Source organism: Microlunatus phosphovorus NM-1, assembly GCF_000270245.1.
GTDB lineage: Bacteria > Actinomycetota > Actinomycetes > Propionibacteriales > Propionibacteriaceae > Microlunatus > Microlunatus phosphovorus.
Genome location: NC_015635.1, coordinates 5,649,384 through 5,661,010, shown reverse-complemented (window position 1 = coordinate 5,661,010; position 11,627 = coordinate 5,649,384). Strand labels below are relative to the sequence as shown.

Annotated in this window: 13 protein-coding genes; 5 read left to right on the top strand and 8 right to left on the bottom strand. The window is 66.0% G+C overall.

The window, feature by feature from the left end; all coding sequences use genetic code 11:
- Window positions 1-36 precede the first annotated feature (36 nt).
- The 4 genes from MLP_RS28420 to MLP_RS25700 all read left to right on the top strand — a co-directional run bounded on the left by MLP_RS28420 (window position 37) and on the right by MLP_RS25700 (window position 2,873).
- Window positions 37-297, top strand: coding sequence for a hypothetical protein (locus MLP_RS28420; RefSeq protein ID WP_013866161.1), 261 nt, complete (start codon window positions 37-39; stop codon window positions 295-297).
- 2 nt (window positions 298-299) lie between these two features.
- Window positions 300-962, top strand: coding sequence for a GNAT family N-acetyltransferase (locus MLP_RS25710; protein WP_013866160.1), 663 nt, complete (start codon window positions 300-302; stop codon window positions 960-962).
- A 95-nt stretch (window positions 963-1,057) separates the two neighbouring features.
- Complete coding sequence (locus MLP_RS25705) at window positions 1,058-1,516, top strand: OsmC family protein (RefSeq protein WP_013866159.1); 459 nt, start codon at window positions 1,058-1,060, stop codon at window positions 1,514-1,516.
- An 88-nt stretch (window positions 1,517-1,604) separates the two neighbouring features.
- A complete protein-coding gene (locus MLP_RS25700; RefSeq protein WP_013866158.1) occupies window positions 1,605-2,873 on the top strand; it encodes a GNAT family N-acetyltransferase in 1,269 nt (422 codons plus the stop codon).
- Window positions 2,874-3,083: 210 nt separating this feature from the next.
- Here MLP_RS25700 and MLP_RS25695 read toward each other — a convergent pair whose 3' ends face one another.
- Window positions 3,084-3,473, bottom strand: coding sequence for a hypothetical protein (locus MLP_RS25695; protein WP_156821308.1), 390 nt, complete (start codon window positions 3,471-3,473; stop codon window positions 3,084-3,086).
- Window positions 3,434-3,796, bottom strand: a complete 363-nt coding sequence (locus tag MLP_RS28235) for a hypothetical protein (RefSeq protein ID WP_156821307.1) — start codon at window positions 3,794-3,796, stop codon at window positions 3,434-3,436. Before MLP_RS28235 ends, MLP_RS25695 begins: the two co-directional genes overlap by 40 nt.
- Before the next feature lie 503 nt (window positions 3,797-4,299).
- Between MLP_RS28235 and MLP_RS25685 the strand changes: the two genes are divergently transcribed.
- Window positions 4,300-4,584 carry a helix-turn-helix transcriptional regulator gene (locus MLP_RS25685; protein ID WP_013866155.1) on the top strand — a complete coding sequence of 95 codons (285 nt, stop codon included), beginning with the start codon at window positions 4,300-4,302 and terminating at the stop codon, window positions 4,582-4,584.
- Here the strand turns inward: MLP_RS25685 and MLP_RS26930 are convergent, their stop codons facing one another.
- From MLP_RS26930 to trxB, 6 genes are all read right to left on the bottom strand, one after another.
- Complete coding sequence (locus tag MLP_RS26930) at window positions 4,585-5,367, bottom strand: hypothetical protein (RefSeq protein WP_013866154.1); 783 nt, start codon at window positions 5,365-5,367, stop codon at window positions 4,585-4,587.
- 3 nt (window positions 5,368-5,370) lie between these two features.
- Window positions 5,371-6,033: a hypothetical protein gene (locus MLP_RS25675; RefSeq protein WP_049804686.1), complete on the bottom strand. Its 663-nt coding sequence runs from the start codon at window positions 6,031-6,033 to the stop codon at window positions 5,371-5,373.
- The gene (locus tag MLP_RS25670) at window positions 6,026-6,847 is read right to left on the bottom strand and encodes a TIGR04255 family protein (protein WP_013866152.1); all 822 of its coding nucleotides are present in this window, start codon (window positions 6,845-6,847) and stop codon (window positions 6,026-6,028) included. The genes MLP_RS25675 and MLP_RS25670 overlap by 8 nt, the downstream gene beginning before the upstream one ends.
- A 214-nt stretch (window positions 6,848-7,061) precedes the next feature.
- Entirely contained in the window at window positions 7,062-9,803 is a 2,742-nt protein-coding gene (locus MLP_RS25665) for a PEP/pyruvate-binding domain-containing protein (protein ID WP_013866151.1), read from the bottom strand.
- A 132-nt stretch (window positions 9,804-9,935) separates the two neighbouring features.
- Window positions 9,936-10,259, bottom strand: a complete 324-nt coding sequence (gene trxA / locus MLP_RS25660; protein WP_013866150.1) for a thioredoxin — start codon at window positions 10,257-10,259, stop codon at window positions 9,936-9,938.
- A 119-nt stretch (window positions 10,260-10,378) separates the two neighbouring features.
- Window positions 10,379-11,374 carry a thioredoxin-disulfide reductase gene (gene trxB, locus MLP_RS25655; protein WP_013866149.1) on the bottom strand — a complete coding sequence of 332 codons (996 nt, stop codon included), beginning with the start codon at window positions 11,372-11,374 and terminating at the stop codon, window positions 10,379-10,381.
- Between the last annotated feature and the right edge of the window lie 253 nt (window positions 11,375-11,627).

Below are 11,627 nucleotides of genomic sequence, written 5' to 3'. Positions count from 1 at the left end.
TGGTGACCGCAGGGCGACCGACCTACGATGTGGGGCATGGAGGCGAGCGCGGAGCCCGAGACGACCGGAACGGTCGAACGGCGTCTGCCACGGCCGGTGAAATGGCTGCTGTGGCTGTTGGGTGCGTTGCTGGGCAGCGTGGTGCTGGGGTTCCTCGCGGGACTGGCCAGACCGCGAGAGCCGGATCCTTGGTCAGCGTTGCCTCCGCAGAGCCCGGAGCCATCGGCATCAGGACCGACGGCGTCGTCGGAGCCGCTGGAGCCTCGAGCACCGTCGGCCGTCGCCGAGGATCGCTGACGATGGCCCGCCGCCTCCGCCCGATGACGGCAGCGGATCTGGCGCTGTTGCCGGATCAGTGCGCCCGCTGCACGTTCTGGGAGGTGAGCTTGCACGAACTGGCCGCGCCGGACCGGCACCGCAACCGGGTCGAGGCCAAACGGGCCTGGGCGGAAGCGGTCACGGCACGCTGGGGCTACTGCGGCGTGCTTGCTGCGGACGGTGACGAGGTGCACGGGTACGCGATGCTGGCACCGGCCCGACTTGTCCCGCGACTGAGTGCGATCGACCAGACGCCGCTGCACCCCGACGCTGCGGTGCTGGTGAACATGCGCGTCGAGGAGTCTCAGCGAGGTCGTGGCCTGGGCCGTCAATTGGTCCAGTCCGCTGCCGGTCTGATGGTGCGGCGAGACATCCGCGCGATCGAAGCGATCGGCAGCCATCGCAGCCCGTCGTGCATCCCACCGGTGGGCTTCCTGCAGCGGGTCGGCTTCACCGTCGTTCGGCAGCATCCGGTGACACCGCGGCTCCGGATGGACCTGCAGACGACCGCCCGCTGGCTGCCTGATCTCGGGGCGGCCTGGAATCGGCTGACCGGTCTGATGCCCCAGCCGACTCCCGGGCCCGAGCCGGCGCATCGGCAGCGTACGAGTGGCTCGGTGTCCGGCGCCGGTCTGGCCGGATGACTTCTCAGCGACGACCCTCACCAACCATCCCCCCGAGGATCCCTACCGAAGAACCCCACCTGAGGACCCCACCTAAGGACGGAGAGCGGCGAGACATGAGTGACGGATTGCGTCAGGTCAGCCTGGAGCGGACCAGCAGGGGGCGCCTGGTGGCGCGTAACGAGCGCGGCGCGACGCTGGCGCTGGGGATGGGTGAGGACGGCGACTTCACCCCGGTCGAGCTGTTGCTGGTCGCGATCGCCGGCTGCGCGGCCATCGACGTGGACCTGATCACCGGCAAGCGCAGTGCGCCGGAGGAGTTCCGGGTCGACGCATCCGGGGTGAAGATCCGGGATCAGCACGGCAATCGGCTGGTCGAGCTGAGTGTGGACTTCCAGATTCGCTTTCCCGATGACGACGGAGGTCGGGCCGCCGAAGCGGTGCTGCATCGGGCGATCAACGCCTCCCACGATCGGCTCTGCACGGTCAGCAGGACGGTGGAGACCTCCAGTCCGGTGACCGTCAACCTTCGGGGTGCCAGGGTCGCCGGACCGCAACTGGCGCCGGAGCAGTAGACCGCTCTCGACCGCTGCCGTCGGGCACGACCTTTCTGACTCGGTAACCCGGTGGCGGCGTCGCCTGCGGACGCTGTTGACTGGTCCGATGGCAGGCACTCACCGTCCCCGACCGCCGATGCCCACCTTGACCGAGGCGGGTCCGGACGAGCAGCAGCGACAGGACTTTCTGCGCGCGGTGATTCGCGGCTTCCACAGCGACAATCTCAGTCTGGATCGCTGGGATCTCGATCGGCGGCTGTTCGAGTTCGACCGGTGCTTCGGGTTCACCGTCGACGGGCGATGGGTGGCGACCTGTGCCGCTTACACCCGTCAGCTGACCACGCCTGGCGGATCGGTGCCGATCGGAGCGGTCACGACCGTCACTGTGGCGCCCACTCATCGTCGACGGGGCCTGCTGACGGCCATGATGCGACACCAGCTGGCCGACCTGCATCGCCGTCAGGAGCCGGTGGCCCTGCTCTGGGCCTCGGAGTCGTCGATCTACGGCCGGTTCGGATATGGCAGCGCGGTCCCGCGACTGCTGGTGAGCGGACAGACCCGGGACCTGGAGTTCGGGCCGTGGGCCGAGGTAGGCGACGGTTGGGTCGAGGAGGTGACCAAGGAGGAGTTCGCCGCGGCGACGCCCACCCTGCATGCTCGGCTGTTGCCGGATCGCCCAGGTGCGTTGGACCGGCCGGCGGTGTTCTGGGAGCGGGATCTGCTCGACCGACCTGAGGATCGGCACGGCTCACCTGCAGTTCGGTACGCCCTGTACTCCGCAGCGTCTGGTGAGCTCGCCGGTTACGCCCGGTTCAAGGTCTGCTCGGATTGGAACGGCGAACAGGTGGCCGGCGAGGTGGAGGTCGTCGAGATCGATGCGGTCGACACGCCGGCCAGGGCTGCGCTGTGGCGATTCCTGCTCGATCTCGATCTGATCCGCCGGCTCAAGGTGAGCAGTGTTGCCGTCGATGAGCCACTCCGCCACCTACTCGCCGATCCGCGCGCTCTGGACATGGTGTTCAGTGACAGCGTCTATGTCCGGATCGTCGATCTGCCCCGCGCCTTGCAGTCCCGCCGCTACAGCACCGCGCTCGATCTGGTGATCGAGGTCTCTGACCAGCTGTTGGAGCACAACCAGGGCGTCTTCCGGATCGTGGCTGAAGCCGGTTCGCCGGCTCAGGTGACTCGGGTCGAGAATCGGCAGCCGGATCTGAGGCTGGGCATCCGTGAACTCGGCGCGATCTATCTGGGCGGGGTTTCCCTGGCCGCGCTGCATCGCGCGGGACTGGTCACCGAGCACACGCCGGGATCGGTGGCGGAAATGGCTCTGGCCTTCGACTGGCCGATCAAGCCCTATTGCCCGGACAACTTCTGAGCTCGGCTGTCGCCGGGGAGGGGCCCGGATCGAGGATGGGGAGTTCTAGGTCAGGATCGCCTCCCAGTCCTTGAAAACGACCACACGGCATCCACGTGATCACAAATTGCCCGCCGGCTCGGGGTGCATCAGGGCACGGTGTGTGCGGACGCGGAACCTGTGACGACGAAACGACGCGCTGCCAACTCGTGAGGCGAGTAGTCGCGGCCCTTAGTTGTCCAGGACGCCCTTGAAGCTCACGTCCGAGGGATCCATGATGCGCCGGTTCTCGGCGACAACAGATCCGGCGAGGTAGTACTTCAGGCTGACTGTGCCCGCGCCCTCAGCCTTGGCCCGATCGACGAGCTGCTGGTTGATCGTCCGGATGAGGGTCTGAGCCTCTAGCGTCGTGGCAGACGCCAACATGAGATTCAGGTTGATGTAGTAGACGTCCCTTGTGCTGCCGTTCTCGATGCTGTCGATAACAGTTGCGCCGGCTGCCCCGTTCAGCCCCTCCACATGGTCCTTCAGCGCTTTGAGGAGGTCTGCACCTGACGCGGCCCCCTTCTCCTCCTTGGAGGTTATTCGGAAAATGTCTTCACCGAACGAGCCTTCAGCCATCCATCTGTCGTCTCGCCGCTGATCGTCACCTCGACCGTCTCCAGAACCATCTCGACCTTCGTCCCGTCGGTCCACTCGTCTGCGTCGGACTCCTCCACGAAGACAAGCAAGTCGTCGGCACCGTCCTTGGCCTTGAGCATCACCGAGTAGTCTCCCGATGCCCCCTTTCCCCAAGCATCGGACTCGAACAGCTCAGCGGTCACCCTGAACTGATCGCCGAGCTGGATTCCGCCCATGCCAGGGGAGTTCAGCTTGTCGAGAAGCTTGTCGACGGTGATGTCAGTGATCGTCGGTTCGGAAGGAGTCTCCGACGGCGTTGGCATCTGCGAAGGGGTTGGGGTCGCCTCGGGTGTCGGAGTCGGAGCAGCGGGAGCGGCTTCCGGGGCCGCTCCACCTCCCGATGCCGCAACGGAGACACCGACGATCCCTGCCAGCAGAACGGCTGCGACTACACCAGATGCGATCAGTTGACTCTTGGGCGCCAGGCGTCGAAATGACGCCCAAGCCGATGAGAGGGCTCGGAAGATCTGGAGCAGCGGGTTCTTCGGCTTCGGGCGTCGGAAGATCATCCCTGTCAGGAGCGTCCCTTGGTTCTGGGAGACGAGCTCCCAGCCCTGGTTCTCCATCTTCGACCTAGTGCGGGCTTCCCTGCCGCGCATCGTCTTGACCACCTGGGTCAGATACTGCACTTCCTCGGCAGCGTCGCTTCCGGACTGCGGTTCAACCACTGGTGTCACCTCTCACCGAGAGCGGAAGAGCGTCATCCACTCAAAATCAGCATGTATACATGCGCATGTGAACCCTACAGGGCCGACAGGCTCGATTTGTGGTTCCTCGCACTCCCGATGGCGACTCGTGGGCTGCCTACGCCCGCGAACTCGGGGTGCGACTTCACCGCGAGCGCGTGCGAAACGGCCTCAGCCAGGAGCGGCTCGCAGTCGCCGCCGGCATTACCGCGTTCACCTACCGCAAGTTGGAGAAGGGAGAGTCCAACCCGGGAACTCCGGCCAACCCCCGGCTACGCACCGTCGTCGCCCTCGCCGAGGTCATGGGGATCTCTGTGTCGGAGCTTCTCCCGCCAGAACCGGGAGGAGTGGCCCTTGGCAGGTAGTCACTCGAAGTGACGCAATGGTGGGGACAACCCCACAGGGTTGCCTGAACCTTCGTGAGGTCTGTTGTTCTCAGCGCGGTTCCGTTCTTTCAGTTCTTGGCGCATCGCGCGGCGGATCATGCTGTGTGACTGCGGGTTCTTCAGCAGTTCCTGATAGGTCGAGCCGTCCCGGTCGGCGCGCAACCAGTCCAGACACGCCTGGGTCTCTTCCCGTAGATCATCGCCGCCCGCTTCGTCGCACCAGTCCTCGATCAGGTCGGCTTCCTCGTAGAAGGCAACGGTCTGCTCGTGGAACGTGTGGGTGGGCACCACGACACGGGAGCTGTAGTGCACCCAGCGCTGAAGAAGGAGGTTCACTCCGAACGGTGACAGAGAGGCGATTCGCGAGGTCAAGTCGGCGGGTGCCACTGTGTAGAGGTTGTCGAAGTTCGCCGCCTGGTGCTGGCTCTGGGTCGTCACGTCGGGCCGGATGTCGGGCAGCGGCATCAGGTTGAAGTTTCCGTCCGTCCAGCCGGGTTCGTCGATCTCCTTGCGATTAGTCACCTCGGCAACGAGGACCTGCCAGGCAAGGTCGACCCCGTTCGTGCGCATTGAGCAAGGGTGTTGAAGCACTACAACCGAGCGCGCCTTGGTCTTGCCGGTCGATCCGGGCAGGAGCACTCCGGTGAAGATGTCACCTGTGAAGATCGGTCGGGTCGCCGAGACCTCGTCACCGCGCGCACGGTAGAGGGCGTCCCAGTCTGAGACACCCTCTGCGTACGGGGATTCGAGGTCTTTGCTCAAAGATCAACCCTTCATGCGAATCGAGCGGTTGCCGTCGCCCGCCTCGAAGACCTCGAAGTCTGATCGGTACCGTTCGCGCCAGTCGGGGTCGAACTCCGACAGCAGCGCTTCGGGGTCTACGTGACCGCTCGCAAACTCGAAAACAAGGTCAGCGCGATTAGCTGCGTAGAGCACGATCGGCGTGACGGGAGCAGAAGAAGAGAGTGGCATCTCGAACCAGGATGCAATCTCGTCGACCATGTAGTGACTTGTGATCAGGTCGCAAGCAGCAAGCAAGCTTGCAATCCGATGGCGGCTGTCACCCGATGCCTTCTCGCCTTTCCGCCACCTCTGCACTGCGGGCACGCTCACGCCGACCATCCGTGCGATGTCGCGCCAAGCGAATCCGAGATCAGCAAGCTCCGTAAGCATTGACATCACGCTGGCCTTGCCGCGTTCAGCTGCCGCCTTGCGCCACTCGTTTTCGTGGGTGCGCTTGTGAAGGTCGTCGACATCGTCGCGGAGTGCGCGGGCTACGCCCCGGATTCCGCCAACTTCCGTCGTCGTGAGACGAGGTGGTGTGAGTCGCGTCTCCGTCAGGTTCCGACGGAACGTGGAGTCGCCCGCGGTTGCGCGCGTTCCCAACGCCGACTCGACAGCGGCGTTTCGCACCGACGTGTCAGTCATTTCGCAACACTTCCTCTCGTAGTCGATCGGTAATCACGCTCTCAAACACCCCTCGCACCGGCTCATGTAGTGCGTCGGCCTGGCGCAGGATGAGATCCACGTCAAACTCTGGTACCTCGTCGGCTGCTTGCCAGAAGCTGTCGATGTCCAACTTGAACAGGGGCCCCGGAGGCGGGAGTGGGCGACGCAGGTCGGGCGTCGACTGCACGGCGTAGTCGCTCTGCGCGCCGTACCTGAGAACCAGTGCGTGATCGCTGCCTCCCGAGAAAACGAAGACCCCTTCGTTGACAACCGGTACGAGGCTCAGCTCCGCACCGACGTGCGCGGGTCCCAGCAAGGAGGCGTCCACCCACTGCTCCCACGTGGGAACGCTGCTGCCGTTCTCTGCTGGAACCCTGATTTCATCGATGTACCGAAGCCCGATCCGCTCGACTCCGGCTGGGGCTGCGACGGCCAGGCGGGCCAGGAGCACGATGTCGAGTAGTTCACGCATCCTGTCGTAGCTGCCGTAGTTGGTGGTTTCGATCACCAGGCTGTCCGGGCGGACCGAGAGGGCAGTTCGCTTGTCGCGACTCGTCCACCGCGGGAAGCTCCTGACGACCTGCTGCTGTACTGGTGGGCCATCGGAGCCAGCTTGCACGGTAACTGAGACCTCGTTCATCTCACTCGGCAGAGGCAGCAGGTGTTTGACCCGCGCTGACATGTCCGTCACCTGCTTGCGGTCAAGTGGTTCGCACAGCGGGTGCCGCACCTCGATCGCCATCAGAACGATAGGCGCGCTCGGGTAAATCTCTCGCTCCCTCACACAAGACATACTACCTATGCTGAAACTGAAACAACAACCAAGTCGTCGCTCGTGTACCACGCGTGGAGATCGTGTGCCGGTGTCAGTCCATCAGGCTTTGCCCGTCGAAGCCTGCCGCAGTGGCCTCCTCGACGGCATCGGCGGGCATCGACGCAGACCATTTCGCGAACGTGGCGCAGGCAGGTGCGATGGCTCACAGGTGCGTACCCGGAGTGGGCGTGAGTCAGCGGTGACGGCGGCGCTGAATGACCGCCGCGGCGGCGCTGCCGGCGACCGCGGCAACCGTGCCGCCGGCGATCAACCAGCGATTCAAACGGCGATGCTCGGGACCGACCAGAGCTGAGGCCGGCTCGGCCAGATACACCTTGCCGGTGTCCCCATCGACCGTGATCTGTTGCCCGTCGGTGATCCGGCGGGTGGCGACCGCGGTGCCGAGCACGGCCGGGATGCCGTACTCGCGGGCCACGATCGAGCTGTGACTCAACGGGCCTCCGATGTCGGTGACCACCGCGCCGGCGCGGGCGAACAACGAGGTCCACGCCGGAGTGGTGATGCTGGCGACGAGAATCTCGCCCGGCTGCAGGCGGGCGAAGTCGCTCGGCCCGGTCAGCACTCGGGCGGTGCCCGTAACCCGACCACTGCTGGCGCCGATGCCGGTGAGTACGTCGCCGGTCTGCTCGGTCATGGTGGCCGGCATCATGCTGCCCAGCTTGTCCATCCAGGTGCCCTGGGGCAACAGCTGGGGTGGAGTCGCCCGGCGCTGCCCGCGCCAGACCTCCCGACGCTGCTCGATCAGGGCCCGCAGGTCGTGGCGATCACCATCGGCCAGTGCTGCCTCGATCTCGACACGCTGGCACCAGTAGACGTCGTCGACCTGCTCGACCACGCCCGCCGCGACCAGCCGGTGCCCGAGCTCGGCGAGCATCCGGCGGAGTTGGGGCCAGGCCAGCCCGACATCGGCGAGCGCATCTTCGCGGATCGGCGCGATCGCCTGTGCTCGCCGGAGCAGCCAGTCGAACTGGCCGCGGCGTACCGGGTCGATCCGGCGTCGGATGACGACGGTGGCCGCATCCCGTTTCTGCTGCAGCCGCCGCTGCCGTTCGTAAGGATCTCCGGCCTGGCCTTGCAGATAGAGCCGGACCGTGTCGATCAGCGGTGCTGGGTCGTCGGCGGGCACCGGGTTGACGAAGTCCAGGTTGTAGACCGCGTGCCCGTACGCATCCAGGTGCTGGGTGAAGCGCGCCGCGAATTCCGCCGCCTCGGATTCAAGGCCTTCGGGCAGCTCTTCGTCCGCGGCGACCGATCCGAGGCCCAGGGCCGACACGACCTGATCGGCGGGTGTCGCCGTCAGCCAGGCGGCCAGTGCTGCCCGCTGCTGTGCCCAACGAGCCAGATCCCACAGCGACCGTTCGGCACGGATCGGCTCGCTGTCGAAGCCGAGCAGCAGGCCCGCGGCGGGCGGGTCCCCATCGCGACGGATGAACGCGTCGTAGTACCTGGTCAGCAGGATCTCGGCGGTCGCGGCCAGCGGGATGATCGTCTGCACCGCGGTGTAGTAGATCGCGCCGGCCAGGACCAGCTCGGCGACGCCGTCCAGCAGCTCGGCGGCGCTGAGCTCCCGCAGCGAGCGGCCGGTCCAGCTGTCGACAGCGGCCTGATAGGTGGGACGGGAGACGTTCTCCCACCGAGCCCGGCCGCCGAAGCCCTTCTGGCCGTACGCCCCGCGTAACGCGGCGGGCGACTTGCGCGCCACCCGCCACAGACTGTCGTTGGCGTACTCGTAGTAGGCATAGCCGTTGACGGTCGGCAGCCGAACATCGCCGGGCCGCACCGTCCCGGCCCCGATGAACTCGTTCATCAAGGAGGTGATCGAGCCCGTGACCGCCGGGTCGATCACCTCGGCGAACAGCGGTGTCAGGGGATCCGGCAGCTGCTCGACGATGCTGGCCCGGAAGTACCAGGCGTGGTCATGAGGCACCGGCCAATCCGTCGGCACCGGACCGATCGGGTCCGGCAGGGCGGTGATCGGGCGGGCTTGCACGATCAGCAGCTCACCGTTTGTACTGCGCACCCATTCGATGTCTTGTGGACTGCCGAAGTGCTCGGCGATCCGTCGCCCGAGCCCGGCGAGGGTACGTGCGGCGGTGTCGTCCAGGACGGCGGCACTGCGCCGATCAGCCGGCACTTCGATCTCGGCGGTGCCGTCGGTGGTGCGGACCGTCTGGACCGTCTTGTCGGCGGTATGCCGATCGCTGATCGTGAGATCCTCGCCGGCCAGGGTGAGCTGGTCGGTGTTGACCAGCCCACCGACGACGGCCTCGCCCAGTCCCCAGGCAGCACTGATCAGCACCAGGTCCCGGCGGCCCGTCCCCGGGTCGGCGGTGAACATCACCCCGGACGACGCGGCGTCGACCAGAGTCTGGATCACAACGGCCAGGCTCACCTCGGCCGGGTCGATGCCCTGCCGGGCCCGATAGGCCATCGCCCTGGCCGTCCACAGTGATGCCCAGCAGCGGCGTACCGCGTTCAGCACGGCGGCCGTGCCGACCAGGTTGAGGTAGGTGTCCTGCTGACCCGCGAAGCTCGCATCGGCCAGGTCCTCCGCAGTGGCGGAGGAGCGTACGGCCACCGCCGGCTCACCGAGTTCGCGGTAGGCGTCGGTGATCTCCTGCAGCAACACGTCGGGCATGGTGCCGCCGGCGAACAGCTCGGCGATCTGGGCCGCAGCATCCTCGTACGCCTGGTCGTCGCCGAGCCCGGCGTCGGGAACCAGCGCGACAATCCGATCCTGCAGCGCATTCGCGGCCACGTACGCCTGATAGCCGGCGGTGGTCACCACGAAACCGGGCGGCACCGGTAGCCCGGCACCGATGAGTTCACCCAGGTTGGCAGCCTTGCCGCCGACCACTGACACGTCGTCTCGACCGAATGCCGCCAGCCCAGCGACCAAACCCGAAGTCGTCACAGTTCCTGAATGTACGCCCTCGGCAGAAGGCCCGGACTTGCTCGATCTTGTCGGTCTTGCTCTATCTCTAGCCAGTGCAGATCCGACAAGATCGAGCAGATCAGGTCGGGGTTCGGCCGCTCGGGAAGGAGATCAGAGGTATTCCTCGATGGCCCGCAGCAGGACCGACTTGGGCTTGGCGCCGGTGAACGCCTTGACCAGCTCGCCACCGGTGTAGACCTGGATGGTCGGCAGGCCGAGGACCTGGTTGTTTGCCGGGGTCACCGGGTTGACGTTGGTGTCCATCTTTACGAAGGTCACCTTGTCGCCATAGGTCTTGGCGAGTTCCTCGATGATCGGGGCGACCTGCTTGCACGGACCGCACCAGTCGGCCCAATAGTCGACCATGACCGGCTTGTCGGACTTGAGGACGACCTCCTCGAAGTTGGCATCCGTGACTTCGGTGACTGCGCTCATGTGACTGCTCCTCGATAGGTGATTCTTTAGGTGGATTTCCGGTATCTGGTCCACCGTCGACGTGGACAGAACACCAGAATTCTCACTGGCGGCGGACGGTGGACGATCCGGGGCAAGGGTTAGACAGTGACGGTCTCGGCGAGGGCGGCGGCCTCGACCTCGGCCGCGTCGTGTAAGTCGGCCAGGTAGCGCTCGGCATCCAGGGCGGCGGCACACCCGCTGCCGGCCGCGGTGATCGCCTGCCGGTAGGTGTGGTCGACCAGGTCACCACAGGCGAAGACACCGACCAGGTTGGTCCGGGTGCTCTTGCCCTCGGTGAGGACGTAGCCCTCGGCGTCGGTGTCGACCTGACCCTGAATCAACTCGGAGCGGGGATCGTGGCCGATCGCGATGAACAGACCCTGGATCTCCAACGTACGGTCCTCACCGGTCACGGTGTCGCGCAGGGACACTGACTCCAGCGACTTCTCGCCGTGCAGGGCGGTGACCGCACTGTTCCAGGCGAAGGAGATCTTCGGGTCGTTCTCCGCGCGGGCGGCCATGATCTTGCTGGCCCGCAGGTGATCGCGGCGATGGATCACGGTCACCGAGTTCGCGAACCGGGAGAGGAAGGTCGCCTCCTCCATGGCCGAGTCGCCGCCGCCGACGACTGCGATGTCCTTGCCACGGAAGAAGAATCCGTCGCAGGTGGCGCACCAGGACACACCGTGCCCGGACAGCCGGTCCTCGTCGGCGATACCGAGCTTGCGGTACGCCGAGCCGGTCGCCAGGATCACGGTGCGAGCGGAGTAGATCTTCCCCTCCCCGTCGGTGACCGTCTTGACCGGACCCGTCAGATCCATTGCGGCGATGTCCTCGACAACCAGTTCGGCGCCGAAGCGCTCGGCCTGGGCGCGCATGTTCTCCATCAGCTCCGGGCCCATGATCCCGTCGGTGAAACCGGGGAAGTTCTCCACCTCGGTGGTGTTCATCAGCGCACCGCCGGCGGTGATCGACCCCTCGAAGACCAGCGGCTTCAAGTCGGCCCGGGCCGCGTACACCGCGGCGGTGTAGCCGGCCGGTCCGCTGCCGACGATGATGACGTCACGAATCTCGGTGGAGGTGTTGGGGCTCATCCGTCCTGCTCTCGAATACTCGTCTGCTCGGTTCCTGCGACTGGGACGCGCTGGGGAAGGAGAGCCCGTCGGACGCGCCGACCTTTGGGCCGGTCGCGGTCTGGGCCACCTTACAGCGATGCATCCTCGTCGCACGCGAGCAACGTTCGCTGGTCGAGCGCTATTCCGGCATGGGTTCGGTGCCGACCCGCCGGCCCCCAGGGTCACGCCTGGTTGGCGGCGAAGCTGGCAGTTCGGCAGTTCGTGTCGCGGC